This is a genomic window from Streptomyces sp. NPDC058045 (assembly GCF_042885635.1).
Taxonomy (GTDB): domain Bacteria; phylum Actinomycetota; class Actinomycetes; order Streptomycetales; family Streptomycetaceae; genus Streptomyces.
Genome location: NZ_JBHVRR010000016.1, coordinates 12,471 through 37,940, shown reverse-complemented (window position 1 = coordinate 37,940; position 25,470 = coordinate 12,471). Strand labels below are relative to the sequence as shown.

The 25,470-nt window shown below is 73.4% G+C and carries 26 protein-coding genes and 1 pseudogene; 15 read left to right on the top strand and 12 right to left on the bottom strand.

Features of this window, described 5'->3' with window-relative positions; translation table 11 throughout:
- Window positions 1–59: 59 nt before the first annotated feature.
- The 3 genes from ACFVST_RS12825 (at window position 60) to ACFVST_RS12815 (ending at window position 3,516) form a co-directional block, all read left to right on the top strand.
- Complete coding sequence (locus tag ACFVST_RS12825; protein ID WP_390149755.1) at window positions 60–1,925, top strand: phospholipase C; 1,866 nt, start codon at window positions 60–62, stop codon at window positions 1,923–1,925.
- Between the two features lie 115 nt (window positions 1,926–2,040).
- A complete protein-coding gene (locus ACFVST_RS12820; RefSeq protein WP_390149753.1) occupies window positions 2,041–2,751 on the top strand; it encodes a helix-turn-helix domain-containing protein in 711 nt (236 codons plus the stop codon).
- 108 nt (window positions 2,752–2,859) lie between these two features.
- The gene (locus tag ACFVST_RS12815; RefSeq protein ID WP_390149751.1) at window positions 2,860–3,516 is read left to right on the top strand and encodes a CBS domain-containing protein; all 657 of its coding nucleotides are present in this window, start codon (window positions 2,860–2,862) and stop codon (window positions 3,514–3,516) included.
- A 186-nt stretch (window positions 3,517–3,702) separates the two neighbouring features.
- On the opposite strand, the gene ACFVST_RS12810 is transcribed toward ACFVST_RS12815, so the two are convergent.
- Both ACFVST_RS12810 and ACFVST_RS12805 read right to left on the bottom strand, forming a co-directional pair.
- Entirely contained in the window at window positions 3,703–5,430 is a 1,728-nt protein-coding gene (locus ACFVST_RS12810; protein WP_390149749.1) for a GAF domain-containing protein, read from the bottom strand.
- Between the two features lie 137 nt (window positions 5,431–5,567).
- On the bottom strand, window positions 5,568–6,248 hold the full coding sequence (locus tag ACFVST_RS12805) for a response regulator (RefSeq protein ID WP_390149747.1): 681 nt from the start codon (window positions 6,246–6,248) through the stop codon (window positions 5,568–5,570).
- Window positions 6,249–6,402: 154 nt separating this feature from the next.
- On the opposite strand from ACFVST_RS12805, the gene ACFVST_RS12800 reads away from it, so the two are divergent.
- Together ACFVST_RS12800 and ACFVST_RS12795 are read left to right on the top strand one after the other, a co-directional pair.
- Window positions 6,403–6,774 carry an STAS domain-containing protein gene (locus ACFVST_RS12800; RefSeq protein ID WP_390149745.1) on the top strand — a complete coding sequence of 124 codons (372 nt, stop codon included), beginning with the start codon at window positions 6,403–6,405 and terminating at the stop codon, window positions 6,772–6,774.
- A gap of 89 nt (window positions 6,775–6,863) precedes the next feature.
- Window positions 6,864–7,445: a hypothetical protein gene (locus tag ACFVST_RS12795; RefSeq protein WP_390149743.1), complete on the top strand. Its 582-nt coding sequence runs from the start codon at window positions 6,864–6,866 to the stop codon at window positions 7,443–7,445.
- 67 nt (window positions 7,446–7,512) lie between these two features.
- On the opposite strand, the gene ACFVST_RS12790 is transcribed toward ACFVST_RS12795, so the two are convergent.
- Complete coding sequence (locus ACFVST_RS12790; RefSeq protein ID WP_390149741.1) at window positions 7,513–7,983, bottom strand: cyclic nucleotide-binding domain-containing protein; 471 nt, start codon at window positions 7,981–7,983, stop codon at window positions 7,513–7,515.
- Between the two features lie 173 nt (window positions 7,984–8,156).
- On the opposite strand from ACFVST_RS12790, the gene ACFVST_RS12785 reads away from it, so the two are divergent.
- From ACFVST_RS12785 to ACFVST_RS12770, 4 genes are read left to right on the top strand one after another with little or no spacing between them, the layout of a single operon-like run.
- Window positions 8,157–9,038 carry a universal stress protein gene (locus ACFVST_RS12785; RefSeq protein WP_390149739.1) on the top strand — a complete coding sequence of 294 codons (882 nt, stop codon included), beginning with the start codon at window positions 8,157–8,159 and terminating at the stop codon, window positions 9,036–9,038.
- A gap of 36 nt (window positions 9,039–9,074) precedes the next feature.
- Complete coding sequence (locus ACFVST_RS12780; protein ID WP_390149737.1) at window positions 9,075–9,887, top strand: HAD family hydrolase; 813 nt, start codon at window positions 9,075–9,077, stop codon at window positions 9,885–9,887.
- On the top strand, window positions 9,884–12,361 hold the full coding sequence (locus tag ACFVST_RS12775; protein ID WP_390149736.1) for a glycoside hydrolase family 65 protein: 2,478 nt from the start codon (window positions 9,884–9,886) through the stop codon (window positions 12,359–12,361). The genes ACFVST_RS12780 and ACFVST_RS12775 overlap by 4 nt, the downstream gene beginning before the upstream one ends.
- A gap of 41 nt (window positions 12,362–12,402) precedes the next feature.
- Window positions 12,403–13,140: a class I SAM-dependent methyltransferase gene (locus tag ACFVST_RS12770; RefSeq protein WP_390149734.1), complete on the top strand. Its 738-nt coding sequence runs from the start codon at window positions 12,403–12,405 to the stop codon at window positions 13,138–13,140.
- A gap of 55 nt (window positions 13,141–13,195) precedes the next feature.
- Here the strand turns inward: ACFVST_RS12770 and ACFVST_RS12765 are convergent, their stop codons facing one another.
- On the bottom strand, window positions 13,196–14,092 hold the full coding sequence (locus ACFVST_RS12765; RefSeq protein WP_390149732.1) for a polysaccharide deacetylase family protein: 897 nt from the start codon (window positions 14,090–14,092) through the stop codon (window positions 13,196–13,198).
- A gap of 272 nt (window positions 14,093–14,364) precedes the next feature.
- Complete coding sequence (locus ACFVST_RS12760) at window positions 14,365–15,489, bottom strand: D-alanyl-D-alanine carboxypeptidase family protein (RefSeq protein ID WP_390149730.1); 1,125 nt, start codon at window positions 15,487–15,489, stop codon at window positions 14,365–14,367.
- Between the two features lie 445 nt (window positions 15,490–15,934).
- Here ACFVST_RS12760 and ACFVST_RS12755 point away from each other — a divergent pair, with 445 nt between their 5' ends.
- Entirely contained in the window at window positions 15,935–16,714 is a 780-nt protein-coding gene (locus ACFVST_RS12755; protein WP_390149728.1) for a GNAT family N-acetyltransferase, read from the top strand.
- Window positions 16,715–17,192: 478 nt separating this feature from the next.
- Here ACFVST_RS12755 and ACFVST_RS12750 read toward each other — a convergent pair whose 3' ends face one another.
- The gene (locus ACFVST_RS12750) at window positions 17,193–17,648 is read right to left on the bottom strand and encodes a MarR family winged helix-turn-helix transcriptional regulator (protein WP_390149726.1); all 456 of its coding nucleotides are present in this window, start codon (window positions 17,646–17,648) and stop codon (window positions 17,193–17,195) included.
- 295 nt (window positions 17,649–17,943) lie between these two features.
- Window positions 17,944–18,210, bottom strand: a complete 267-nt coding sequence (locus ACFVST_RS12745) for a hypothetical protein (protein WP_390149724.1) — start codon at window positions 18,208–18,210, stop codon at window positions 17,944–17,946.
- A gap of 185 nt (window positions 18,211–18,395) precedes the next feature.
- Between ACFVST_RS12745 and ACFVST_RS12740 the strand changes: the two are divergent.
- A pseudogene (locus ACFVST_RS12740) lies at window positions 18,396–18,602 on the top strand (PadR family transcriptional regulator); the annotation flags it as partial.
- Between the two features lie 105 nt (window positions 18,603–18,707).
- Here the strand turns inward: ACFVST_RS12740 and ACFVST_RS12735 are convergent.
- The gene (locus ACFVST_RS12735) at window positions 18,708–19,310 is read right to left on the bottom strand and encodes a hypothetical protein (protein WP_390149722.1); all 603 of its coding nucleotides are present in this window, start codon (window positions 19,308–19,310) and stop codon (window positions 18,708–18,710) included.
- A 687-nt stretch (window positions 19,311–19,997) separates the two neighbouring features.
- Here ACFVST_RS12735 and ACFVST_RS12730 point away from each other — a divergent pair.
- Window positions 19,998–20,774 (top strand): glycoside hydrolase family 75 protein, encoded by a 777-nt coding sequence (locus ACFVST_RS12730; RefSeq protein WP_390149720.1) that lies wholly within the window; start codon window positions 19,998–20,000, stop codon window positions 20,772–20,774.
- Window positions 20,775–20,811: 37 nt separating this feature from the next.
- Here ACFVST_RS12730 and ACFVST_RS12725 read toward each other — a convergent pair whose 3' ends face one another.
- From ACFVST_RS12725 to dhaK, 3 genes are read right to left on the bottom strand one after another with little or no spacing between them, the layout of a single operon-like run.
- Entirely contained in the window at window positions 20,812–21,252 is a 441-nt protein-coding gene (locus tag ACFVST_RS12725) for a PTS-dependent dihydroxyacetone kinase phosphotransferase subunit DhaM (RefSeq protein ID WP_390149718.1), read from the bottom strand.
- Between the two features lies 1 nt (window position 21,253).
- On the bottom strand, window positions 21,254–21,862 hold the full coding sequence (gene dhaL / locus ACFVST_RS12720; RefSeq protein WP_390149716.1) for a dihydroxyacetone kinase subunit DhaL: 609 nt from the start codon (window positions 21,860–21,862) through the stop codon (window positions 21,254–21,256).
- 48 nt (window positions 21,863–21,910) lie between these two features.
- A complete protein-coding gene (gene dhaK, locus ACFVST_RS12715; RefSeq protein WP_390149714.1) occupies window positions 21,911–22,903 on the bottom strand; it encodes a dihydroxyacetone kinase subunit DhaK in 993 nt (330 codons plus the stop codon).
- Between the two features lie 204 nt (window positions 22,904–23,107).
- Here dhaK and ACFVST_RS12710 point away from each other — a divergent pair, with 204 nt between their 5' ends.
- Window positions 23,108–23,518, top strand: coding sequence for a VOC family protein (locus ACFVST_RS12710; RefSeq protein ID WP_390149712.1), 411 nt, complete (start codon window positions 23,108–23,110; stop codon window positions 23,516–23,518).
- A gap of 206 nt (window positions 23,519–23,724) precedes the next feature.
- Here the strand turns inward: ACFVST_RS12710 and ACFVST_RS12705 are convergent, their stop codons facing one another.
- A complete protein-coding gene (locus ACFVST_RS12705; RefSeq protein ID WP_390149710.1) occupies window positions 23,725–23,904 on the bottom strand; it encodes a hypothetical protein in 180 nt (59 codons plus the stop codon).
- A gap of 152 nt (window positions 23,905–24,056) precedes the next feature.
- Between ACFVST_RS12705 and ACFVST_RS12700 the strand changes: the two genes are divergently transcribed.
- Together ACFVST_RS12700 and ACFVST_RS12695 are read left to right on the top strand one after the other, a co-directional pair.
- Window positions 24,057–24,134 carry a 50S ribosomal protein bL37 gene (locus tag ACFVST_RS12700; RefSeq protein ID WP_375256634.1) on the top strand — a complete coding sequence of 26 codons (78 nt, stop codon included), beginning with the start codon at window positions 24,057–24,059 and terminating at the stop codon, window positions 24,132–24,134.
- 52 nt (window positions 24,135–24,186) lie between these two features.
- Window positions 24,187–25,467: a low temperature requirement protein A gene (locus ACFVST_RS12695; protein ID WP_390149708.1), complete on the top strand. Its 1,281-nt coding sequence runs from the start codon at window positions 24,187–24,189 to the stop codon at window positions 25,465–25,467.
- The last annotated feature ends 3 nt before the right edge of the window (window positions 25,468–25,470 follow it).

Below are 25,470 nucleotides of genomic sequence, written 5' to 3'. Positions count from 1 at the left end.
GCCCTGCACCACCGAAGCAGCCCGAAGACCGAGCCGCACTCGCAGGAAGCCGAGGGATCATGGCAGGCAACGCCAGACGCACCGGACCGCACCGCCGCCGCGCCGCCCGCTGGGGCGCCCTGGCCGGCGCCGCCGCACTCACCCTGGCCGGCGCCGCGCCCGCCTGGGGAGCGGGCTCCGCAGCCCCCGGCAAACCCACCACGCCCGTCAAACACGTGGTCGTCATCTTCGGCGAGAACATCTCCTTCGACCACTACTTCGCCACCTACCCCGAGGCCGCGAACACCGACGGCACCCCCTTCCACGCCTCCCCGCGCACCCCCAAGGACGTCGACACCCTCGCCAACGCCGGTCTGCTGCACGACAACCCGAACCAGTACCCACCCAAGCGCCTCACCCCCGAGCAGGCCATGACCTGCGACCAGAAGCACAGCTACACCCCCGAGCAGTACGCGTACAACGGCGGCAAGGCGGACAAGTTCGTCGAGCACACCGACTCCGGCAAGTGCTCCGGCAACCTCTTCGGCGAGCCCGGACTCGTCATGGACTACTACGACGGCAACACCGTCACCGGCATGTGGAACTACGCCCAGCACTTCGCGCTGAACGACCGCTCCTTCGGCGACGTGTACGGGCCGTCCACCCCGGGTGCCATCAACCTGGTCGCCGGGCAGACCCACGGCATCGTCTCCATGGACCCCAAGTCCGGTACCGAGAACCCGAAGCAGACCGACAAGCCCGACCCGTACACGGTGGCCTCGCCGGACGGGAACGGCGTCGGCACCATGATCAACGACCCGCAGCCCGCCTACGACGACTGCTCCGGCAAGGACCACACGGCGAACAACGCGCTCGGCGCGATGCGCGGGAAGAACATCGGCGACCTGCTCAACCGGCAGAACGTCACCTGGGGTTGGTTCCAGGGCGGCTTCCGCCCCGGCACCCCCTGGGACGGTGAGGACGGCCACTACGCGAAGTGCGCCTCGGTGACCCACACCAATCTGGGCGGCGCCCAGGTGCAGGACTACATCCCCCACCACCAGCCGTTCCAGTACTACAAGTCCACCTCGAATCCGCACCATCTGCCGCCGCGCAACGTCCATGAGATCGGCCGCGACGGCCAGGCCAACCACCAGTACGACCTGGTGGACTTCGACGCCGCGCTGAAGACCGCGAACCTGCCCGCCGTCAGCTACCTCAAGGCCGCCGCCTACCAGGACGGCCACGCCGGCTACTCCGACCCGCTGGACGAGCAGCACTTCGTCACCGACACCCTCAACAAGATCCAGCAGTCCCCGCAGTGGAAGGACACCGCGGTCTTCCTCGCCTACGACGACTCCGACGGCTGGTACGACCATGTCGCGCCCGAGGTGCTCAACGGCTCCACCGACACCACCAAGGACTCGCACGGACTGGAGACCGACAGCCCCGCCTGCCAGGCCGGTCCGCCCGCACGTGGCGGCTACCTGGACCGCTGCGGCCCCGGCCCCCGGCTGCCGCTGATGCTGGTCTCCCCGTACAGCAAGGTCAACGCCGTCGACCACACGCCCACCCAGCAGTCCTCCGTGCTCCGCTTCATCGAGGACAACTGGGGCACCGGACGGATCGGTGACCACTCCTTCGACGCGGACGCCGGGACCGTCGACGGCCTCTTCGACTTCCGCCATCCCCACCAGGACCGGCTGCTGCTGGACCGGGACGGCTCGGTGAAGTCCCGGAGCGGCCTCCCGGCCCAGGTGCCGGCGGCGAGCGAGAAGCAGGTGAACGCCGACCTCTACGACGGCCGGAACCTCGCCCTCACCACCCGCAGCGACGACACCGCGGGCACCCCGCTCGCCGTCGGAGGCGCCCTCACCGCGCTGCTCGTCGCCGGCGGCGCCGTCGCCTACGCCATGCACCGCCGCAGGCCCGGCACCACACGCTGAGCCCAGGACCGGTCACCCCTCCTGGCGGTCCCGGCACACCTCCCGATTCCCCGCACCGGGGACCGGGAAGGGATGCCGCCGCATCCGCCGCGCACCGCCAGGAGGACTGGTCCCCATGCCGCACCGACCCCCGCCGCCCGGTCCCGGACACACCCCGGGCGAGATCGGCCGCCGGGTCGCCGCCCGCCGCACCGAACTGGGCCTGTCCCGCGAGGACGTCGCGGTACGGGCCGGCTCCGCGCCCGGCTACCTCCAGTACCTGGAGGAGCAGCCCGCCCGCCCCGGGACGGGCTTCCTGGTCCGGCTCGCCGAAGCCCTGGAGACCAGCGTCGCCGCCCTCACCGGCACCGAGGACCCGCCGCCGCTCCCCGGGCGGCCGGCGTCCCGCGCCCGGCTGGTGGAACTCTCACCCGAGGAGTGCCGGGCGCTCCTCGCCGCCCACGGCGTCGGCCGGATCGCCGTCACCGGCCCCACGGGACCGGCCGTCGAACCGGTGGCCTACGCCGTCCTCGGCGAGGAGATCGCGTTCCGCGCCGCGCCGGACGCGGTGCCCGACGAGGTGATCGGCACCGAGATCGCCCTGGAGGCCGACCATCTGGACGAGGCCCTCAGCCAGGGCTGGAGCGTGCTCGCCGTCGGCCGCGCCCGCCGCCTCACCGACCCGGCGACCGTGCGGCGCCTGGACGCCGACACCGGCCGCGGGCCGTGGGCGGGCGCCGGTCCCGGCGCCTGGACGGTACTCGCCCCGGAGCGGATCACCGGCCGCGGTATCCGTATCCCGGACACCCCGCACCGGCCCCGTGACGGCGGCCCCGCCACCCGCTGAGTCGTCCCGGCACCCGGTTCCGTCCGCCGGTGGCGCACAGTGGAGGGGAGGCACGGCCGTGTCCGCCGCGTCCGGCGGAGCCGGAGAGGCCGGGAGAGGAAAGACACGATGAGGCATCAGAGCGTCGCCGACCTGATGACGCCGGTGGCGGTCAGCGTCCGCCCGCAGACCACCTTCAAGGAGATCGCGCGGCTGCTGGACGAGTACGGCATCACCGCGGTCCCCGTGGTGGACGACGAGAACCGCCCCCTCGGCGTGGTGTCCGAGGCGGACCTGCTGCACCGCAGGAACGGCGCCGACTCCGCCGGGGGCCTGATGACCTCGCCCGCGGTGGTGGCCCGGCCCCACTGGTCGGTGGTGCGGGCCACGGACACCCTGGGCCGGCACCACATCAAGCGGCTGCCCGTCGTGGACGAGGACGGCCGTATCGTCGGCGTGGTCAGCCGCAGCGACCTGCTGCGGCTCTTCCTCCGCCGTGACCGCGCCATCCAGGAGGAGATCCTGGAGGAGGTCCTCACCCGCACCCTGGGCCTCTCCCCGTCCGCGCTCACCGTCGACGTCCGCGACGGCCGCGTCACCCTCAGCGGCACCGTCTCCCGCCGCAGCCTGGCCCGCGTCGCGGTACGCCTCTGCACCACCGTCGACGGAGTGGTGGACGTGACCGACCACCTCGGCTACGAGAGCGACGACACCGCCCGTACCCCCGCCCCGCAGCCGGTGCCGGTCACCGCCGAGGGCGCGGTACCGGAAGCGGACGTGGCCTGAGACGTCCTCGCACTGCCCTGGCCCGGAGGTATGGGCCGGGGCGGGGGCATGTCCGGGGAGCCGGGGGAGAGTTGGGCGGGGGTGGCAGGCAAGTGCGGTGCGCCGCATGGGAGTTGGGGAGAGGGCGAGTTGGGGGTGGCTGTGCTCGTAAGTCCGTTGTATCGCGGGTGAGTTGGCGGGGTGTGTTCAGGCAAGTCCGGGGAGGGGGACCTGCCAGGTCAGGGTGGTGCCGCCGCCGGGCGGGGTGCCGGTCTCCAGGGTGCCGCCCAGGCGTTCCGCCCGTTCCGCGAGATTGCGCAGACCGCTGCGGCGGCCGCCTTCCGGCAGCCCCACCCCGTCGTCGGTCACCGTCAGCCGCACCTGCCGGCCGTCCGTCTCCAGCACCACCTCGCAGCGCGCGGCGTGCGCGTGCCGCGCGATATTGCTGAGGGCCTCCGACACCACCGCGACCACCGCGTCGCCCACCGCGGCCGGCACCTGGGTGTCGAGCAGTCCCGTCATCCGCACCCCCGGCGGGAAACCCAGCACCACGGCTGCCTCGTCCACCACCCGCACCACCCGCGCTCGCAGCCCCTGCCGCTCCTCCACGTCGTGCAGCCGCAGCCCGAAGATGGTCGACCGGATGATCTTGATGGTCTCGTCCAGGTCGTCCACCGCCCGCATCACCCGCGCCGAGGCCTGCGGGCTGTCGATGAGGCGCCCCGCGCTCTGCAGGGTCATCCCGGTGGCGAACAGCCGCTGGATCGCCAGATCGTGCAGATCCCGAGCGATCCGGTCCCGGTCCTCCAGTACCGCGATCTGCTCGGCGTCGCTGCGCCGCTCGTCCAGCTCCATCGCCACCGCGGCCTGCCCGGCGAACGTCAGCAGCAGCCGGGTCTCCGTCTCGGTGAACGGATTGCCGCCCGCCTCCCGCGCCAGCAGCACCACGCCCCGCGCCCCGTCCCGCGTCCCGATGGGCACCGCCACCGCCGGACCCAGACCGCCGAACCGCGGCGGGCCCACCGACACCCGCTCGTCCTCGGCGATCCCGGCACTGGTCACGGGCGTGCCGGCGGCGAACGCGGCCCCGGTGAAGGACCCCTCCACCGGCAGCACCAGGCCCCGGTGCGCCTCGGCGCCGGTACCGATGGCCAGCTCCACGGTGAGGGTGTCGGTGCCCGGGACCGGTACCGAGACCACGGCGAGCGCGGCGCCGGCGATCTCCCGGGCCCGCTCCGCGATCAGGCCGAGGACCTCGCGGCGCCGCCCGCCGGAGAGCAGATCGTGGGTGATCTCGCCGCTGGCCCGCAGCCACCGCTCGCGCCGGGTGGACTCCTCGTAGAGGCGGGCGTTGTCGATGGCGACCCCGGCGGCGACGGCCAGGGTGGCGAGGACCGCCTCGTCCTCGTCGTCGAAGGCGGCCCCGCCGTGCTTCTCGGAGAGGTAGAGATTGCCGAACACCTCGTCCCGCACCCGGATCGGCACCCCGAGGAAGGTCTCCATCGGCGGGTGGTGCGGCGGGAAGCCGTAGGAGCGGGGGTGGTCGGCGATGCGGTCGAGGCGGAGGGGGACGGGGTGGTGGATGAGTTCGCCGAGGATGCCGTGGCCCTCCGGGTCGTGGCCGATGGCGGCGATCTGCTCCTCGCTGACGCCGACGGTGAGGAACTCCGCGAGCCTGCGGCCGTCGGGTCCGATCACGCCGAGTGCCGCGTACCGGGCGTCCACCAGGTCGGCGGCCGACTCCACGATGCTCCGCAGCACCTGCGCCAGATCCAACTGCCGGCCCACCGCCAGGACCGCCTCCAGCAGATGGTGCACCCGGTCCCGGGTGCCGCGGGCCGCGTCGATGCGGGCCTGCACCTCGCCGAGCAGTTCGTCCAGGCGGAACTGCGGCAGGCTGACCCGGCTGCTGTCCGAGGACCGCTCCACCACCACTCCCGCCTCCCGGCCGCCGTGTGTCCACCCCCCTCCTCCACCCGCGGGTGCACCCTGTACCGCCGGGCGCTCCACCCCCCGGTCCCCTCACCGTAACCGCGTGCCGCGGACCGCACCTGTGCGCCGGTGCCGTCGGGTCAGCCGGGGGAGCCGTCGCGGAGGCGGGTGGCGAGGACCGCGGCCTGCACCCGGCGCTCCACCCCCAGCTTGGCCAGCAGCCGCGAGATGTGGTTCTTCACCGTCTTCTCCGCCAGGAACAGCCGGGCGCCGATCTGCCGGTTGGTGAGGCCCTCGCCGATCAGGGCGAGGATCTCCCGCTCGCGGCCGGTGAGCGCCGGCAGCCGGTCGTCCTCCGCCTCCCGGGGCCGGTCGCGCAGCCGCTCCGTCATCCGGCGGGCCGCCGCCTCGTTCAGCAGCGAGCGGCCGGCCGCCACCGTACGCACCGCGGACACCAGGTCGGAACCGCGGATCTGCTTGAGCACATAGCCGGAGGCACCGGCCAGCACCGAGTCGAGCAGCGCCTCCTCGTCGTCGAAGGAGGTCAGCATCAGACACGCCAACTCCGGCATCCGGGACCGCAGTTCACGGCAGACGCTCACCCCGTCCCCGTCCGGCAGCCGTACGTCGAGCACCGCGACCCGCGGCCGCAGCGCCGGTACCCGCGCCAGGGCCTCGCGGGCGGTGGCGGCCTCGCCGACCACGGTGATCCCCGGGTCGTCGTCCAGCAGATCGTGCACCCCGCGGCGCACCACCTCGTGGTCGTCCAGCAGGAAGACCCGGATCGGGGCGGGCCCACCGGGCTTCACGGTCTCCGCCATCGTCCGCTCCCGTCCGAGCCGTCCCCCGGTGCCGATCCGTCCGGGGCCGCCACGGGTACCCCGCGCCGGGACCGGGAACCGCGGCGCCGCCCACCGGGAAGTGGGGACCAACCGGCCCTGTCGCGGTGCCGGGTGCGCGCGGTGTCCTGGAGGTATGCACGAGAACCGGCAACCCCACCTGAGCGGTCTGCGCGAACGGCACTCCGGTTCCACGACCGTGGTGGAGCTGTACGGCGAGTTCGACGTCGCCGCCGCGGCACCGGCCCGGCGGCACCTGGACGTGCTCACCGCCTACCCGGACACCGACCTGGTGCTCGACCTGACCGCGGTCACCTTCATCGACTGCAGCGGCCTGTCCGTGCTGTGCCGGGTGCGCAACCGGATCCGGCACGGCGGCGGCCGGCTCAGGCTGGTGGTACCGGGCCGCGGGGTGCGGCGGCTGCTCCGGTGCACGGGGCTCGCGGGTTCCTTCGAGGTGCTGCCGAGACTGCCCCGCCCGCTCACCGCGGCCGGGATCCGCGCCTGACCGCACCCCGTCGAACCCGCCGCCCGGAGCACTGCCGGTACCGGTCCCCGAGTGACAGCCTGGGGGGTAGGACGAGGAGGTGCGGTCCGATGCGCAGGCGCGAGAGCGGGAAGCAGCGACACTGGCGCTGGCGGAGCAACCCTCTGCGGCGCCCCGAGGACGTCATCGAGGCCTGGGTCGTCCTGGTGGTGTGGGTCGTCGTCCTGGTGGGCGGGATTTTCGCGGGGACGGTGACGGCGCTCGCCACGACCGGCCAGTTGCACCAGCAGCAGGCCCAGCGGCACGAGGTGGCCGCCGTCCTCCAGGAGAACGCGCCGCGCTCCCTCGCGGTGACCGGCACCAACGGCAGCCAGGTACGCGCCGATGTCGCCTGGTCCGGGCCGGGCGGCGTCCGGCACACCGGGCAGGCCATGGTCCCCTCGGGCCACCACACCGGCGACCGGGTACCGATCTGGACCGACGCCCACGGCAAACCCAGCGCACCCCCGCTCGACGGCACCGAGGCCGCCCTCCAGGCCGCCCTCCTCGGCAGCGCCGCGGCGGGTATGTCGGGCGCCGTGGTGTACGGGGTGGGGCGTGCGGTGCGCTGGCGCCTGGACGTACGGCGGGACCAGCGCTGGGACCGCGAGTGGCGCGAGGTCGGCCCCCGCTGGAGCCACCACACCCGCTGAAGCCCGTACGCCGGGGTCAGCCCGTCCGGCCCGAGTTCGCCTCAGCCGCAGGTCAGAAGGCCGCGGGTCAGAAATCCTCGTCGGCCGTGCTGTACGGCCCGTACAGGCTGAGGAGGCGGGTGCGGGAGGCGCGGAGCCTGCGGGCCAGGGCGACGCCCACGCAGTGCTCCACCGAGCGCCCCAGCTCCGGGTCCTGCGCGCACATCCGCCGTACCGAGGCCGCGTCGAACTGCCAGGCCCGCACCGCCGAGGCGGTCTGCCCGCCGAGGTGCCACACATGCGGGGTGTACAGCCAGGACCAGCCCACCAGATCGCCCGGCCCGAGGGTGTCCACGGCGGGGGAGCGGCGACCCGGCACCCGCAGGTCCAGCACCACCGTCCCGCTGCGCACCACCCAGAACCGGTCCGCGTGCCGCCCCTCCTCGAACATCCGCCGCCCCGCGGGGTACGACACATCCCGTGCCGCGCGCAGCAGTTGGTCCCGCTGGCCCGCGGTGAGGAACCCCAGCATCGTGCTCTTCGTCGTCATGGTGGTCATGGCCGCTCCGCCTCTCCGCTCACCGGCGTGCCACCCCCGTACCTTCGAGCATCGCGCACCCGCCCCGCGGACCGCGTGGGCCGAAGGTCCCCATCGCCCGCCCCTGCGCCGCCCCACCTCCGGTGCAACGATGGGAGGCAGACCGCAACCCCGCGGAGAGGCGGTGACCCGTGATGGAGCTTCCGCTGGTCGTGGGGGTCGACGGATCGGAGTCCAGTCTCCAGGCGGTCGACTGGGCGGCCCAGGAGGCGGCCCGCCGGCGGGTGCCGCTCCGCCTGGTGCACGCCAGCCTGTGGGAGCGGTACGAGGGCGGCGCGCTCTCCCGCAGCCTCGGCCGGAGCCGCGGACACGGGCCCCGGCTCGGCGAGTCCATCCTGACCTGCGCCGCACACCGCGCCGAGGACACCGACCCGGACGTGGACGTCGCCACCGAACTGGTCTCCGAGGACACCACCCTGGCCCTGCTGCGGGAGGCCCGCAACGCCGTCGCCCTGGTCACCGGCCGCCGTGGCCGTGGCGCCATGGCCGGGCTGCTGCTGGGCTCGGTCAGCCTCGCGGTGGCGGCCCGCGCCCCCTGCCCGGTGGTGGTGGTCCGCGGCGCCGAGGCCGGACGCGACGGCCACCACCACCGGGTGCTGCTGGCCGTGGGCGACCCGGTGTGCGCCGCGGACGCCGTACGGTTCGCGTTCCTGGAGGCGGAACTGCGGCGGGCCGAACTCCACGCGGTACGGGCCTGGCGCTCGCCCGCCCGGGAGTCCCCGGTCCGCCCCGGCCGGGCGGGCGAGCGGGAGCGGACCGACGCCGCCTCGGCCGCCGCCGCACTCGACGCCGCCCTCAGCGAACCGGCCGAAGCCCACCCCCGGGTGGACGTCGTCCCCACCGTCGTGGAGGGCCCCGCGCACAAGGTGCTGGTGCCCTTCGCCGCCGACGCCGACCTGATGGTGCTGGGCGCCCGGCACCGGCACGGCCGTCCCGGCACACCGCTGGGCAGGGTGCCGCACGCCATGCTGCACCGCGCCGCCTGCCCGGTCGCCGTCATCCCGCACCACGGCTGACCCGCCCGCAGTCCCGCCGACCGGAGGACCACCCTGGTGACCCCCACGCCCAGCCAGCCCGCCGCCACCCCGCGGCTGCCCCTCGCCGGGGTGCCCGCGGTGGTCCTGGACACCGACGGTGTGATCACCGACTCGGCCCGGGTGCACGCCGCCGCCTGGCAGACCGCCTTCGACGCCCGACTCGCCGCCCACCCGCCACCCGACCCGGCGCTGCGCGCCCCGTTCGACCCGCACGACGACTATCTGCGGTACGTCGACGGCCGCTCCCGCCTTGACGGCGCGGAGAACTTCCTCCGCTCCCGCGGCCTCGACCCGGACCAGGACACGGTACGGGCCGTGTCCGAGGAGAAGGACCGCGTCTTCACGGCCCGGCTGGCGGCCGGCATCGACGCCTACCCCGGCACCGTGCGGCTGCTGCACGCCCTGCGCGCCGCCGGGGTGCGGCTCGCCGCGGCCTCCGCCTCCCGGCACGCCCGCGAACTCCTCGACCGGGCCCGGGTGTTGGACCTGTTCGACGCGCTGGTGGACGGCGATGAGGCACGCCGCCTCGGCCTGCCCGGCAAGCCCGACCCGGCGCTCTTCCTGGAGGCCGCCCGCCGCCTGGACAGCCCGCCGGCCGCCACCGCGGTCGTCGAGGACGCCCTGGCCGGGGTCGAGGCCGGGCGCCGCGGCGGCTTCCACCCGGTGATCGGCGTCGACCGCACCGCGGGCCCCGGCACCGCCGACCGCCTCCGGGCACACGGCGCCGACCTCGTCGTACTCGACCTCGGGGAACTCGTCACGGAAGCCGGGCCCGGTGCGGGAAGCGGCGGTGAGCGGGATGAGAGGGAAGGGCGGCATCCGGCATGACCGACCATGTCAGCGACCGGGTCACCGACTGGACCTGGGAGTACGAGGGCTATGACGTCAAGCAGGTCAGACTGCGCGAATCGTTGTGCACCCTGGGCAACGGCTACTTCGCCACCCGTGGAGCGCTCCCCGAGTGCACCGCGGACGGGGTGCACTACCCCGGCACCTATGTCGCCGGCTGCTACAACCGCCTGACCTCCACCGTGACCGGACACCGGGTGGAGAACGAGGACATGGTCAACGTCCCCAACTGGCTGCCGCTCCGCTTCCGCGCACTGGACAGCCCCCCGGAAGTCGGCGGGCCGGACGAGACCGGGCCGGAGGACGACGGCGGGGAGCCGGGCGGGCCCTGGCTCACCCCCGACGCGACCACCCTGCTGGAACACCGCCTGCGGCTCCGCCTGGACCGCGGACTGCTGGAGCGGCACGCCCGCTACCAGGACCGGGCAGGACGCCGCCTCACCCTCCGCCAGTGGCGCGCCGTACATATGGCCGACCCCCATCTCGCCCTGCTGCGCACCGAGTTGACCCCGGAGAACTTCTCCGGCCGGATCGAGGTGGAGTCCGCCCTGGACGGCTCCGTCACCAACGCGGGCGTGCCCCGCTACCGCGAGCTGGACGGCCGGCACCTCACCGCCACCCGCACCGGCACCCACCGCGGGCCGGTGGACGCGGACTGGCTGGAGTGCCGCACCAGCACCTCGCAGGTGCGGATCGGGGTGGCCGCCCGTACCACCGTGCACACCGGCACCGAATCCGGCTCCGCCACCCGGCACGGCCCCGAGCGCGCGGTGCGGCGGCTGGTGCTCGACGCCGAGCAGGGGGTGCCGGTCACCGTGGACAAGGTGGTGGCGCTGCACACCTCCGCCGACACCGCGGTCAGCGACCCGCTGGCCGCCGCGGTGGACCGGGTGCTGCGCGCCCCCGGCGCGGACACCCTCCTCGGCACCCAGCACACCGCCTGGCGGCAGTTGTGGCGCCGCGCCGAACTGAGCGTGCCGGGCCCGGCGGGCCGCATCCTGCGGCTCCACCTCTTCCACGTCCTCCAGACCCTCTCCCCGCACACCGCCGGACTCGACGCGGGCGTACCGGCCCGCGGGCTGCACGGGGAGGCGTACCGGGGGCACATCTTCTGGGACGAGCTGTTCGTCCTGCCCTACCTCAACCTGCACTTCCCCGAGGTGTCCCGCGGTCTGCTCGACTACCGCTACCGCCGGCTGGAGCGGGCCTGCAACGACGCCCGGGACGCGGGCCGGGCCGGCGCCATGTACCCGTGGCAGAGCGGCAGCGACGGCCGGGAGGAGACCCAGCGGCTGCACCTCAACCCGCGCTCCGGACGCTGGCTCCCGGACAACTCCCGGCTCCAGCACCACGTCGGCTCGGCCGTCGCCTACAACGTGTGGCAGTACTGCGAGGCCAGCGGGGACGCGGAGTTCCTGCACACCAGAGGCGCCGAGATGCTGCTCAACATCGCCCGCTTCTGGGCGGATTCGGCGGTCTGGGACGCGGACCTCGGCCGCTACCGCATCCGCGGCGTGGTCGGCCCCGACGAGTACCACGACGCCTACCCGGACGCCCCCGAGGCCGGACTCGACGACAACGCCTACACCAATGTCACCGCCGCCTGGGTACTGTCCCGCACCCTGGAACTCCTGGCGGCCCTCCCGGAACCGCGCCGCCGCGAACTCGCCGAGCGCACCGGCCTCAACGGCGACGGAGAACTCGACCTCTGGCAGGACGTCTCCCGCAAGCTGTACGTCCCCTTCCACGCGGGCGTCATCAGCCAGTTCGACGGCTACGGCGACCTCGCGGAACTCGACTGGTCCGGCTACGAGAAGGAGTACGGCAACATCCGCCGCCTGGACCGGATCCTGGAGGCGGAGGGCGACACCGTCAACCGCTACCAGGCGTCCAAGCAGGCCGATGTGCTGATGCTCGGCTACCTCTTCCCGCCCGCCGAACTCGCCGCGCTTTTCCAGCAGTTGGGCTACCGCCTGGACGACACGCTGTGGCACCGCACCGTCGACTACTACCTGCGCCGCACCAGCCACGGCTCCACCCTCAGCGGCCTGGTACACGGCTGGGTGCTGGCCCGGGTGCGGCGGGCCGACGCCTGGCGGTTCTGCCAGGAGGCCCTGGAGGGCGACATCGCCGACCTCCAGGGCGGCACCACCGGCGAGGGCATCCACCTGGGCGCCATGGCGGGCACCCTGGACCTGGTGCAGCGCGGCCTCACCGGCCTCGCCAGCAGCGGCGGCGCCCTCTGCCTGGACCCGGTACCGATGCCCGAACTCGCCGAGTACGCCTTCAACATCCGCTACCAGGGCCACTGGGGAGTCCGGCTCCGCGTCCGTCCCGGCCTGCTCCACCTGGCCGTCCCCGACTCCGACCGCTCACCCATCGACGTCCAACTCCCGGACCGTACGGTGTCGGTGGCCCCCGGCGAGTCCTGCGAACTGATCCTCCCCGACTGACCGGACGCGGCACCCAGGCGGCGGCACGTAGGCTGGCCCGCATGTTCGCACCCGGCGGTCCCACCCTGCGTGAGCTGGCCGTACAGGCCCTGTCCTCGGTGGAGCACGGCTACGACCTGCTGGCGCCCGCCTTCGACCGCACCCCCTTCCGCACCCCGGCCCCCCTGCTGGACGCGGTCGCCGCCGAACTCGCCCTCCTCGGGCCCTTCGAACGCGGCCTCGATGTGTGCTGCGGCACCGGCGCGGGCGCCGACGTCCTCAGCGCGGTGTGCCAACTCTCCGTCACCGGGGCCGACTTCAGTACCGGAATGCTCACCCGGGCCCGCACCGCACGCGCCGACCGCCCCCGCCCCGTACCGGAGCACTGGGTGCGGGCCGACGCGCTGGCCCTGCCGTTCGACGGGGCCTTCGATCTGGCGGTGAGCTTCGGCGCGTTCGGGCACTTCCTGCCCCGGCAGCGCCCCCGCCTCTTCGCCGAGGTGTACCGGGCGCTGCGCCCCGGCGGCCGCTTCGCCTTCCCGCAACCGGCGCCCGCCCCGCCCACCTCCCGCGCCTACTGGGCGATGCTCGGCTTCGACACGGCGATGCGGCTGCGGAACGCGGTGTGGCGCCCGCCGTTCGTGATGTACTACCGCACCTTCCCCACCGGCCCGGTCCTCTCCGAACTGGCCGCCACCGGCTTCGAGTTGGCCCTGCGCCCGCTGACCGGGACCGGCCGGCGCCCCGACGGCACCCCCCGCTGCGCCCTGGTGGTCGCCACCCGCCCCACCACCTCCTGACCGGCCCGGACCGCCGCCCGGACGCCGGGCAGCGGTCCGCACCGTACGGCCGGTGTCACAGGTGCGGGCGGACGAACGCGTAGCCCTGGTCGAGGAGTCTGGGCAGATACGCCGAGACGGCCTGCACGGTCTGCGAGCGGTTGCCGCCCCCGTCGTGCTGGAGGATGACGGCGCCGGGCTCGATACCGTCGGCCACCGCCTTCTCGATCTTCCGCACCCCCGGTTCGGCCCAGTCCATGGTGTCGATGGACCAGTTCAGCGGCTCCATCCCCAACTCGGCGCAGATCTTCAGCGAGGGCGCGTTCCAGTCCCCGTACGGCGCCCGGCACCAGCGCGGCGACGCACCGGTGATCTTCCCGATGAGATCGCTGGTACGCCCGAGCTGGCTGCGCACCGCGCTGCGCGACAGCTTGGTCAACTGCGGGTGCGTGTAACTGTGGTTGGCGATCACATGCCCGCCGTCGGCGATGTCGTGCAGCAGATGCGGGAACGCCTTCACATTCTCCCCGATCAGGAAGAACGTGGCCTGCACCTGGTACTTCCGCAGCAGCGCCAGCACCCTCGGCGTCCAGGTCGGCTCCGGCCCGTCGTCGAAGGTGAGCGCCACCGCACGGGCGTTGCCGGGCAGGGTGTACGCGGCGTGGGTGCGCACCTGCGGGTGGGCCGCGGGTACGCCCATCGAGGAGTCACCGGCGATGGGCCGCAGCCGGTAGCCCTGCGGTGCGTGGGCGGCGGGCCGGCCGGCGGCACGGGGCGCACCGGCTGCGGGGCTCGCGGCCTGCGGGGGGCCGGAGGGGGCGGGGCGGGTGGCGGCGGTGGTGCCGCCGCCGTCGGAGGAATCGGCGAGGACCAGGGCGGTACCGGCCACGGCGGCCGCGCCGGCACCGAGGGCACCGGTGAGGAACCAGCGGCGGGAATTCCTTTGATCCGTATTTGTGTGATTATCGGACATCATGATTCTTCCTTGTCACACCCCGCCCCGCCCCACACCACCGCCACCCCGACCCGCCGCACCAAACACGCGATCGGAGCAGCGAGTTGGGGGTGACGGGTCGAGTCGAGGGGGCCGGTGGGCACGGAGACGGGCGCCGGTGCGGGTGAGGCTCGATGGCACCGCGGACGGGCGCACGGACGCGGCGGCTCGGCCCCCGTACCGGCCGTGCCTCACCGCCGCCCCCATGCGCATCACAACTCCCGTCCCCCTAGGGGGAGTTGACAAGGTCCTCAGCTCTCCCGGCGCCTCCGGAAGCGTGCCCTGAGCCAGACGACGGCCGCCGCGGCGGCCAGACAGGCGGCGGCCAGCAGCCGTCCGCTGGGGAACCCACCGGACTCCCCGGCCCCGGCGGCCTGGGAGGACTGCACGCCGCGATCCGGTCCGGCCGCCGCCGGGGCCGCCGACCGCGACGACTCCAGCGAACCCACCGGCACCACCTGGCCCGCCGCCTCCCCACCCCAGTCCAGCAGCCGCCGCGCCTCCTCATAGACCGCGTTGGACTCGCCGGACTGCGGATTCATCACCGACACCAGCACCGTCCGCCCGTCCTTGCGGGCGGCGGCGATCAGCGTGTTCCCGGCATGAGAGGTGTAGCCGTTCTTCACCCCGACCAGCCCCGGATAGCGCCGCACCCCGTCGGCCCCGCTCAGCAGCCGATTGGTGTTCTGGATCTCGAAGGTCCGCCCACCGTTCCCGGGAAAGTCCGCCGTCCCGGTCGAGCAGTACTCGGCGAACTCCGGGATCCGCAGCCCCGCCCGCGCGAACACCGCCAGGTCGAACGCCGAGGACACCTGCCCCGGCTCGTCGTACCCGTCCGGCGACACCACCGTGGTGTCCCGCGCCCCGAGCGCGTCCGCCTTCGCCTGCATCTGCTCGGCGGTGCTCTCCCACCCCCCGTTCATCCCGGCCAGTACGTGCACCGCGTCGTTGCCGGAACTGAGGAACACCCCCCGCCACAGGTCCGGCACCCGGTAGGTGTTCCCGGCGACGATGCCGACGCGGCTGCTGCCCGGGGCGACACCGGCGAGCTCGGACTCGGTCACGGTGTGGACGCCACCGTCCGGGATGTGCGGCATCGCGGTCACCGCGAAGAGGGTCTTGAGGGTGGACGCGGGAGGCAGCTTGCGGTGGGCCGCATGGGCGGCGAGCACATCGCCGCTGCCCGCGTCGGCCACCACCCAGGACAGGCCCGACACCTTGCTCGGCAGGCTCGGCGCCCCGGCGCGCAACCGCACCTGAGTCCCCGAGTCACCCAGCTCGGAGGCGGTCTGCGGGGGGTCGGGATCGGGCTCGGGCCTGCCGGGCACCAGGGCCGGGGCAGCGGGCACCACCCCGAACAGCAGCACACCGGCCACCGCGGCGACCAGGCAGCACTTACCGGCACCGGCACCGGCACCGGCACCTGCCCGGACTCGGCGAGAACTGACAGAGCTGAGGGATCTGGCTGATCTGACGGATCTGACGGATCTGACGGTCATTCAGCCACGGTAAAATCGCATGAGAATACCGCGCAGGACGACATGGGCCGACCGGATGAGACCCTGCGGTGGGGGACGACGAGGAACGTTCCCGGGGAGCGGCGGGCGGGAGCCCAAGGACGTTCGGGACGGTCGGGAATACACGGCGCCCGCTCTCGCTTGCACGCTGAGGAGACGCCATAGGTGTGTCTGCGGGGCGCGTCTCGGGGCGCACCCCCTGCGGCAGCCCACCGGACCGGCGCCTCCCGCAGCCCGAACCGAGGCCGACAGCAAGCCGAGGCCCACCGCGAAGGAGGCCGAAGGCGAGGAGAGCGAGGAACGCATGGCCGAGACGTACGCCGCCCCGGGCACCGGAACGATCAGCGGCACCTACGGGGCGACGGACCTGACCGGCGAAGCGGTGCGCGACACCGTGCACCCACTGGACGACCCGGTCCACTCGGCCCTCACCGGCCCGCAGGCCGCACTCGCCGAACGCCGCGGCCGCGTCCTCCGCTATCAGCCCGATGTCTCGGACTGGACCGCACTGCCCGCCGACGCCGGCCCCGAGGACTGGCACGACCTCGCCGAACTCGCCGGCCCCGGCACCGAAGTCGCCTTCGTCGGCCTCGCCGCCACCCCGCCCGCCGGCTGGGAACTCACCTTCCACGTCCCCGGAGTCCAACTGGTCGACACCGAGACCGACCTCGACCACGACCCGGAAGCCGTCCACCTCGGCCCCGCCGACGTCCCCGAGATGCTGGAACTGGTGGAACGCACCCGCCCCGGCCCCTTCCTCCGCCGCACCGTGGAAGCCGGCACCTACCTCGGAATCCGCCGCGAGGGCCACCTGGTGGCGATGGCCGGCGAACGCATCCACCCCACCGGCTGGACGGAGATCAGCGCGGTCTGCACCCTGGACGGCTACCGCGGCCAGGGCCTCGGCGGCCGCCTGGTACGAGCGGTCGCCGCAGGCGTCAGACAACGCGGCGAAACCCCGTTCCTGCACGCCAGCGCCGAGAACACGAGCGCCCTCCGCCTCTACGAAACCCTCGGCTTCACCCTCCGCCGCACCATCGACTTCACGGGCGTACGGGTACCGGAATCGGGGTGGGCGCGGTAATTGTGCCGGGGGGAGAGGGGGTGGGGTGAGAGAGCCTCCGTGTGCCGGTTTCGAGAGCGCTGCTCTTGGAGGTGAGCGGTGCTCTCGTGCGTGAGGACTGCACTCCCGTGTGAGCGGTGTTCTGGTACGTGAGCACCGCTCTCGCGCGTGAGCGGTGCTCTGCTTGGCGAGCGCCGCTCTCGCTCGTGAGCACCCGCTCTCCCTCGCGAATGCTGCTCTCGGAAGTGAACGCCGCTCCCGGGAGAGAGCGTTGCTCACGCACGAGAGCGCCGCTCCTCAACGAGAGCACTGCTCACCACCGCGAGCACCAGTCACCAGCCAGAGCACCGCTCACCGCCAAGACCACCGGTCACGACCGCGAGCACCGCTCACCACTCACCGCTCACCACTCACCACTCACCGCTCACCACTCACCGCTCACCACTCACCGCTTAGAACTCACCGCTTAGAACACCGCTCACCGTCGAGAGCGCTGCTCTCACTCGCCCTCCGCGGCCCGGTTGTACCGCTGTACGTACTCCGCGAAGCGGAGCAGGTCGGCTTCTGGCCAGTCGTGGAGGCGGTGGTGGAACACGTCGCGGCGGCGTTCGGTGACCTTGGCGAGGATGGCGGTGCCGGCTTCCGTGAGGTGGAGGACCTGTACTCGGTGATCGTCGGGGGCGGTGCGGCGGGCGATGAGGCCGGCGCGTTCGAGGGCGGTCACCTGTCGGCTGACGGTCGACTTGTCCAGCGCGTAGTGGGCGGCGAGATCGGTGGCGCGGCAGGCGTCCTGTTCTTCGAGGTGTCCGAGCAGGGTGTAGGAGACCAGGGAGAGTTCGGGATGCAACCGGCCCGCGGAGGCGCGGGCGCGGCGTGCGAAGACCGTCATCTCCCGCTGGATCGTCTCGACGGCGGCCTCCCGCCGGTTCCCGGCTTCGACGTTCTCGTCCGGCATGGCCGCCTCCCTCTGTCGTGCCCGAAAGTATGCGTGCCGGAGTGGGGCCTGCCCGACGACGGCCGTGCTTGACGGTCCACCGGTCCGGGAACGGTGAGCGCGACCACAACGGCAACAGCCCTCGTAGATCGCAACTGTGCCCGGCCCCCCGGCACCCCCGCCCCCACACACGTAGTTGCGCAGTACAACTCGACACACTCTACGGTGGCCCGACTTGATACGCGGACGCCCACTGCGAGGCGCAGGGCAGGAACAGGACAGGAGGCGGGACACGAACAGAGTGGCGCGGTGCTGGTCAGTCCTCGCTGTCCGGGGTGGTCTCGGCGACCCAGCCGTAAGGGAGTTCGCGGCCGTCGACGGTGATGGCCTGGACCGTGCCGGTGGTGGGGTCGATGTCGGCGGCGATGCCTTCGCCGGTGTAGCGCGGTGCGCCCGAGGCGCCGTACCCGCCGGTGGCGTGGACCGTGGCGCTGCGGAGGCCGGAGCCGTGGTCGGGGTGGCCCTCCTCGTCCGCGAGGCGCGGTTTGAGAGTCACGGTGTACCGCTCCGGTGCAGCGCTCATGATCACGAGGGTAGGCCGGAGGCCGGGGGTGTGCACTGCCGCGCGGACCGTGGTGCGGCTCATCGGCGGCGCCGTCCGAGAGGGCGCCGAACTCGCCGCCCGCCCATGAGGCGGTGCTCCCGGGATGCCCGCATGTCCCTGCCGTACGCGATCCTGACCGCCCTGCTGCCGAGGGCGAGGTGACCCGCGGGCGCCGCAAGGAGTACGAGGTGCTGCCCGCGGGCCGTGCCGAACTGGCCAGGTGGACCGCGTAGGCGCAGGATCCCGAGCCGATGGGGGACACCAGGCGGCTGCGGCTACGGGCCGCCGCGGTGGACGGCACCACCGGATTCGGCGCCGATCCGCGGTGCCATCTCGACCTGCACTGGGGGCAGTTGGCGAAGTACCGGGACGGGGCGGCGGGCAGCGGGAGTTGAGGCGGTCGCCCGCCTCAACCGCCCGCTTCCGCACGGCGGTTCACATCCGAGCTGCGCCGAACTCGATGCGGCCACGCTCGCTCAGTACCGCACACCGCGCTGCCCGGTGCGGCGTCGGTGGAGGTACCAGGCGCCGCCGCCGAGTGCTGCGCACACCATCGTGCCGCCCACCGCGAAGGTCAGCGGACCGCGGTCCTCGCTGCTGCCGCCGTAGCCGCCCTGCACGCCGAGGGCCGGGGCGCTCGACGTGGGGACGGGAGTCGGTGTCACACGGGGGGTGCGGGTGGCGGTCGGGGTGGGGGAGGGGCGCGGGCGGCTGGTCGCCGAGATGGTGGGGTCGGTGCCGACGGACACCGTGCGGGAACCGCCGTCCGAGCCGTCCCCGCAGTGCACGGCCACCGTGTAGCGGCCCTTGCGGACATCGGACCAGGAGGCGCTCTGGCTGGGTCCGGTGCCGGCGAGTTCGGCCTGGCGGCCCTGGGCGAAGTCGGCCTGGGAGGCGGTGAGCAGTGCGGCGTTGCCGCCGTCGGTACAGCCCGGGGCGGTGACTCGTACCGTGGATCCCGTGGTGCTGACCGTGATCTGGTCCGAGTTCGCGGCCGACGCCGGGGCGGTCGCCAGGAGTGGCAGCGCCGCGGCCGCCAGCGTCACCCCGGTCCGGGCGGCTGTCTGAGCAGTACGCATAGGAGCCTCCGGCGGCACGGCCCGCGGCGTCCAGGCGCCGCTGGGGTCGGGGAGTGTCCGTGTCGCCTGCGGTCGAGTCAACGTGCCGTGCCCGGGCGGCGCATGTGGACCGCCGCCGGGCAGGTGAGACCGCCACCCGCCCGGTCCAGCACCGGTTGCGGGCACCGGCCGGTGCCACCCGCCTGTGGATCTTCTGCCCGCCCTGGTAGGCGTCGTACGAGACCACACCGAGGTCGTCGTGGGCGGCGCCCCAGGAGCGGGCGGCGGTGTCCTGGCGGTGACGGGGCGGCGGGGTGCGGACCCGCCGCCGTCGTCCGTCCCCCGGAGGTGACTGCGAGCGCCGCGGCCAGCGTGGACACGGTGCGCGCCCGAGGTCCCGGCGCAAGGCCAACTACTCCTGGACGCACGCCACTTGCGGAACCCCCGGGTACGGACGGCAGGCGCACAGGTCGCCGCGCCGACCAAATCGTATTCGTGTGGATCATCCGTCGCCCGCCGCACCCCCGACAGCAAGCCCCCCCGGCACTGATACCGGCTCCGCGGTGGGCGCCGATGCCCCCGGACGGGCGAGCCGCGGATGCGGGCTCGGGGTGGGCGGGCACAGATGGGGAGCGCGACCGTCCCCGTCCAGGGGTGGCTCCGGACCCGGAACCATCCCGGCGCAACCCCTCCCGGAGGCTGCTCACCGTGCACATCCGACCGGCCGCCCGCGGCGCCCTGATCGGCGCCGCCCTGCTGCCCGTGGCGGCCCTCGCCGCGGCCGCCCTCCCTCCGCTGCCCTGGACCGACCCGGACCGGCCCGCGCCCAGGACCGCGCCCCCCGCGGCCGGGCCCGAGCACCCCGCCCCGGTCACCGCCGCCCAACTCCTGGACGCGGTACGCGACTGCGAGCAGATCTCCGACGGCCGCTACCGCACCGACGAGGAGAAGGAACCGACCATCCCGGTCTGCGCGACGGGCGACCGCAGCGGTGGCGGGACGGGGAGGGGCGCGGGGGTCGTGCACTGGACGGCCGATATGGACATCGACTGCGACGGCCGTCCCGGGCGCTACTGCAACGCCCGTACCGACCCGTACTTCGCCGATCTCACCAACTTCACCGCTTCCGACGGCGGCCCCCTGGACGCGGAGCGCCTGCCGTATGTGGTGGTGCCGGAGCCGAGTGACCGCTGGGACCACCGCGAGTACGGTATCGGCGCCGGCACCGCGGCCGCCATCGTCTACCGGGGCATGGTGCGGTACGCCGTGGTCGGGGACACCGGGCCCGCGGACCTGATCGGGGAGGCCTCGCACGCCGCGGCCGCCTCCCTCGGCATCCCGCCCCACCCGGGCGGAGGCGGGGCGCCCGACCACGTCACCTACATCTTCTTCCCGCACTCCAAGGTGTCGCCCGTGGAGAGCATCGGCGCCGCACAGGCGGAGGGCGAACGCCGAGCCCGCCAACTCCTCGGCCGGCAAGGGTGATCGAGCCCAGCGGCCACCCGCCACGACACCGCTCGGGTCACTCCTTGCGGTAGCTGTACGCCTCGGTGGCCGCCGCGGCGACCGCGTCCAGATCGGCGCCGGTCGACGCCGTCACCACCGCGCCCACCGCGCCCTCCACGAAGGGTGCGTCCACCAGGCGGGCCCCCGGGGGGAGTTCGTCGCCCTCCGCGAGCATCGCCTTCACGGTGAGGACGGCGCTGCCCAGATCGGCCAGGACCGCCACGCCCTCGCCGTGGTCCACCAGGGCCGCGGCGGCGGAGATCAGTTCGGCGCTGGTGCCGAGACCGCCGTCCTCGGTGCCGCCCGCCGCGGCCACCGACACCCGGGCGCCGCCACCCGCCAGACCCTGCGCCAACTCCGCCACAGAGCTGGCCACTTGAGCACTGTGCGAGACCAGCACCACACCCACACCGGAACCTTCGCCGGTCGTCTGCCGACCGGTCGCTTCGTCCGTCATCTCACTCACCCGCCTCTGCCGCGGTCGCCGCCAGCGTCTCGAAGAACAGGGCGGAGGAGGTGGCACCGGGGTCCTGGTGGCCGATGCTGCGCTCGCCCAGATAGCTGGCCCGGCCCTTGCGCGCCTGCATCGGCACCGTGGCCTGTGCACCCTGCGCCGCCGCGTCCACCGCCGCCCCGAAGGAACCGGTGAGCGCGTCCACCGCGGGCACCAGCGCGTCCAGCATCGTCTTGTCGCCGGGCGCCGCCCCACCCAGGGCGGACACCGCGTCCACCCCGGTACGCAGCGCCGCGGCCAGATCCTCCCGCGACACCTCCGCCGCGTCGCCCAGCGTCTTCCCGGCCCGCCGCAGCAGAGTGCCGTACAGCGGGCCGGAGGCGCCGCCCACAGTGGAGATCAACTGCCGCCCGGCGCCGGTCAGTACCGCGCCCGGGGTGGCCGGCGGCTCCTTCTCCAGCGTGGTGCGCACCGCGCGGAAACCCCGCTGCATATTGGTGCCGTGGTCGGCGTCACCGATCGGCGAGTCGAGCGCCGTCAGACGCGCCGCCTCCCGGTCCATCGCCGCCGCGGTGGCCGTCATCCAGCGGCGGAAGAATTCGGCGTCCAGCACATGCCCTCCTGATGCTTCTGGTGTCCCGTGTGACCGGATCGGTAGGTGTCAGACGCCCCAGCGCAGGCCGGGGGTGCGCACCGGAGCGTCCCACAGCCGCAGCATCTCCTCGTCGACCTGGCACACCGTGACCGAGGCGCCCGCCATGTCCAGCGAGGTCACATAGTTGCCCACCAGGGTGCGGGCCACCGCCACCCCCCGCTCGGCGAGCACCCGCTGCACCTCGGCGTTGAACCCGTACAGCTCCAGCAGCGGCGTCGCACCCATCCCGTTCACCAGGACCAGGACCGGGCTGTCCGGGCGCAGATCGGAGAGTACGGCGTCGACGGCGAAGTCCGCGATCTCGCCCGAGGTCATCATGGCGCGCCGCTCGCGCCCCGGCTCGCCATGAATGCCGACGCCCAACTCCAGTTCCCCGTCGGGGAGTTCGAAGGTGGGGCCGCCCTTGGCCGGGGTGCTGCACGGGGCCAGGGCCACGCCGAAGCTGCGGGCGTTCTCGTTGACCCGCCGGGCGAGGGCGGCGACCTGGTCCAGCGGCCTGCCCTCCTCGGCGGCCGCACCCGCGATCTTCTCCACGAAGAGGGTGGCACCGGTGCCCCGCCGGCCCGCGGTGAAGGTGCTGTCCTCGACCGCCACGTCGTCGTTGACGAGGACCTTCTCCACCCGCACCCCCTCGTCCTCGGCCAGCTCGGCCGCCATGTCGAAGTTGAGTACGTCACCGGTGTAGTTCTTCACGACGAACAGCACGCCGTGGCCGCTGTCCACCGCGGCCGCCGCCCGCACCATCTGGTCCGGCACCGGCGAGGTGAACACCTCACCCGGGCAGGCCGCCGACAACATGCCGGGCCCCACGAAACCACCGTGCAGCGGCTCATGCCCCGACCCCCCACCCGAGACCAGCGCCACCTTCCCGGCCACCGGGGCGTCGCCCCTGACCACCACACGGTTCTCCACATCCACGGCGAGCTCCGGATGAGCCGCAGCCATACCCCGCAGGGCATCGGCGACGACGGTCTCCGCCACGTTGATGAGCATCTTCACGGCTAACCTCCTCGACGGCCCGGCGGCGGTGCCGCGGGCGGGGCTTGGGCGTGTCCCGGACGGAGCGGCCGGGGCCGCTCTGACCAGTATCAAGCCCTTCGCCGGACGGGGCAGGACTTACGGAGTTCTTCCGGTCGCCTGCCGGTGGCCGATCGGTCAGGAATCGAGAAGCGGGGGTGGTGGGGCGTCCCTAGGGTGGGGTTCATGGACATCACGATTCACACCAGCGTTCTTCCGCATGACGATCCGGAGGCCTCGGTGGCGTTCTACCGGGACATCCTCGGGTTCGAGGTGCGCACCGACGTCGGCCAGGGCACCATGCGCTGGATCACCGTCGGACCGGTCGGGCAGCCCGACACCTCCATCCTGCTGGCACCGCCCGCCCTCGACCCGGGGATCACCGAGGACGAGCGCCGCACCATCACCGAGATGATGGCCAAGGGCACCTACGGCTGGATCCTGCTGGCGACCCGCGATCTGGACGGCACCTTCGAGCAGGTGCAGGCCACCGACGCCGAGGTGGTCCAGGAACCGACCGAGCAGCCGTACGGCATCCGCGACTGCGCCTTCCGCGACCCGGCCGGAAACCTGGTCCGCATTCAGGAACTCCGCTGACCGGAACTGTGTACGGAGGGATTCCGGCGAGAGGGCCGAGGGGAAGGGGGACCGCCGTGTGCTGTCCTGAGTGGGGGCGGGCCCGTACCGCGGCGCTGCGCCTGCGGGAGTCCCGGGACGGGCGGGAGAGCGGTGTCCCGGGGGCGGACGTGGTGGATGCGGAGGTGCCGCCGGTCCCCGCGGAGGACAGGTCCGGTCGGGGTGGGTCAGCGGGTGCGGCGTCCGTTGCCGCCGCGGTTGCCTCGGGTGCCGGGGAGGCCGATCGCCTGGCGGTCCTCCTCGGTGCGTTCCGCGAGTTCCGCCTGGTCGGGGCGGAGGGGGAGGCCGCGCCCGTGCCCGGAGTCGGGGTTCCCTTCGACTTCCTGGTTCGACTTGTGGTGGCCCATCTGCCGCCTCCTCGCTCGGTGGCCGCGCACAGCAGGTGACACGTCCAGGTGACACGTCCAAGCTAGCGCGGCCCGGATCGCGCCGCCTGCGCTCCTGTGGAAAGCTCCCTGGGCGAAAGATCCCCTGATGCACCACCGGGAGGTGTGCGGTCATGTCCTCGAAGCGACGCCGGAAGAAGAAGGCCCGACGCAAGCACGCGGCGAACCACGGAAAGCGGCCCCAGTCCTGACGACCCCGGTACGCGCTGCGCCGGTTCCGGGGGCGTACGGCATGATCCCGGCATGAGTGATGTGGAAAGCGCCGGGGCGCCGGGCGGTATCGCGCACCCCGTGGTGCCGATGACCGGGCGCGATCCGGCGGAACCGGGCCGGGTCTCCACCCCGCTGGAGTTGCTGTTCGATCTGACCTTCGCGGTCGCGGTGGGCACCGCCGCCTCGCACTTCGCGGAGATGGTGGCGGCGGGGCATGTACTGCCCGCCGTGACCGCGTTCGTCCTGGCGATGTTCGCCATCAGCGTGGCCTGGATCAGTTGCTGCTGGTTCGCGTCCGCCTTCGGTACCGACGACTGGCTCTACCGCGCCCTGACCATGGTGCAGATGGTGGGCGTCGTGGTGTTCGCGCTGGGGCTGCCCGCGATGTTCCGCTCCCTGGACGGGGGCGGTCACCTCGAACTGCGGCTGATGGTCATGGGCTATGTGGTGATGCGGATCGCCATGGTGGTCCTGTGGTGGCGGGCGGCGCGGGACTCGCCGCCGTTCCGGGCCGTCGGCAGGGCCAACATCCGCTGGACGGTGGTCGCCCAGGCCGGCTGGGTGGTGGTCGCCTTCGTGGCACTGCCGCCGGCCGCGGTGGCCGGCGCCTTCGTGGTCCTCGCCGCCCTGGAACTGCTGCTGCCCGTCTTCTCCCAGGGCGCGGCCGGCGGCACGCCCTGGCATCCGCACCATGTCGCCGACCGGTACAGCGGGTTCGCGATCATCACCCTCGGCGAGGGCGTCGTGGGCACCGTCGCCTCCTCCGGTGCTCTGCTCGGCGGCCCGGACGGCACCCGGTGGAGCGGTACCGCGATCGCCGTGGTCATCGCCGGGGTGGGCCTCACCTTCGGCATGTGGTGGGTGTACTTCGCCACCCCGTTCGGCGATGTCCTGGTGCACCGCAGAAGCCGCGGCTACCTCTTCGGCTACGGACATATGCCGCTGTACATCGGGGTGGCGGGGGCCGGTGCCGGGCTGCATGTGGCGGGGCTGTCGCTGGAGCACCAGGCGGAGATCAGCCGGGTCACGGTGGTGCTGTCGCTGGCGGTGCCGGTCGGGCTCTACCTGCTGATGGTGTATCTGCTGCACACTCTGCTGCTGTCCGCCGACCCCTTCCACGTCCTGCTGATCACGGTGACCCTCGGGCTGCTGGCGCTGGCGGTGGGCCTCACCGCGGCCGGTGCGCCGCTCGCCGTGGGCCTCCTGGTGGTGATGCTGGCGCCCTTCGTCTCCGTCCTCGGCTACGAGACCCTGGGCCACCGCCACCAGCGGCAGATACTGAGCCGCCTCAGCACGGAAGGCACCGCCTAGTTC

What these genes read in the sequence shown, in the direction of transcription:
- ACFVST_RS12755 (WP_390149728.1), top strand. Translation starts at nt 15,935, where the DNA reads ATGGCCGAGACGTACGCCGCCCCGGGCACCGGAACGATCAGCGGCACC.
- ACFVST_RS12790 (WP_390149741.1), bottom strand. Translation starts at nt 7,983, where the DNA reads ATGACCACCATGACGACGAAGAGCACGATGCTGGGGTTCCTCACCGCG.
- ACFVST_RS12745 (WP_390149724.1), bottom strand. Translation starts at nt 18,210, where the DNA reads ATGAGCGCTGCACCGGAGCGGTACACCGTGACTCTCAAACCGCGCCTC.
- ACFVST_RS12725 (WP_390149718.1), bottom strand. Translation starts at nt 21,252, where the DNA reads ATGACGGACGAAGCGACCGGTCGGCAGACGACCGGCGAAGGTTCCGGT.
- ACFVST_RS12805 (WP_390149747.1), bottom strand. Translation starts at nt 6,248, where the DNA reads ATGGCGGAGACCGTGAAGCCCGGTGGGCCCGCCCCGATCCGGGTCTTC.
- ACFVST_RS12735 (WP_390149722.1), bottom strand. Translation starts at nt 19,310, where the DNA reads ATGCGTACTGCTCAGACAGCCGCCCGGACCGGGGTGACGCTGGCGGCC.
- ACFVST_RS12695 (WP_390149708.1), top strand. Translation starts at nt 24,187, where the DNA reads ATGAGTGATGTGGAAAGCGCCGGGGCGCCGGGCGGTATCGCGCACCCC.
- ACFVST_RS12750 (WP_390149726.1), bottom strand. Translation starts at nt 17,648, where the DNA reads ATGCCGGACGAGAACGTCGAAGCCGGGAACCGGCGGGAGGCCGCCGTC.
- ACFVST_RS12785 (WP_390149739.1), top strand. Translation starts at nt 8,157, where the DNA reads ATGGAGCTTCCGCTGGTCGTGGGGGTCGACGGATCGGAGTCCAGTCTC.
- ACFVST_RS12700 (WP_375256634.1), top strand. Translation starts at nt 24,057, where the DNA reads ATGTCCTCGAAGCGACGCCGGAAGAAGAAGGCCCGACGCAAGCACGCG.
- ACFVST_RS12775 (WP_390149736.1), top strand. Translation starts at nt 9,884, where the DNA reads ATGACCGACCATGTCAGCGACCGGGTCACCGACTGGACCTGGGAGTAC.
- ACFVST_RS12815 (WP_390149751.1), top strand. Translation starts at nt 2,860, where the DNA reads ATGAGGCATCAGAGCGTCGCCGACCTGATGACGCCGGTGGCGGTCAGC.
- ACFVST_RS12825 (WP_390149755.1), top strand. Translation starts at nt 60, where the DNA reads ATGGCAGGCAACGCCAGACGCACCGGACCGCACCGCCGCCGCGCCGCC.
- ACFVST_RS12800 (WP_390149745.1), top strand. Translation starts at nt 6,403, where the DNA reads ATGCACGAGAACCGGCAACCCCACCTGAGCGGTCTGCGCGAACGGCAC.
- ACFVST_RS12765 (WP_390149732.1), bottom strand. Translation starts at nt 14,092, where the DNA reads ATGTCCGATAATCACACAAATACGGATCAAAGGAATTCCCGCCGCTGG.
- ACFVST_RS12770 (WP_390149734.1), top strand. Translation starts at nt 12,403, where the DNA reads ATGTTCGCACCCGGCGGTCCCACCCTGCGTGAGCTGGCCGTACAGGCC.
- ACFVST_RS12710 (WP_390149712.1), top strand. Translation starts at nt 23,108, where the DNA reads ATGGACATCACGATTCACACCAGCGTTCTTCCGCATGACGATCCGGAG.
- ACFVST_RS12705 (WP_390149710.1), bottom strand. Translation starts at nt 23,904, where the DNA reads ATGGGCCACCACAAGTCGAACCAGGAAGTCGAAGGGAACCCCGACTCC.
- ACFVST_RS12820 (WP_390149753.1), top strand. Translation starts at nt 2,041, where the DNA reads ATGCCGCACCGACCCCCGCCGCCCGGTCCCGGACACACCCCGGGCGAG.
- ACFVST_RS12795 (WP_390149743.1), top strand. Translation starts at nt 6,864, where the DNA reads ATGCGCAGGCGCGAGAGCGGGAAGCAGCGACACTGGCGCTGGCGGAGC.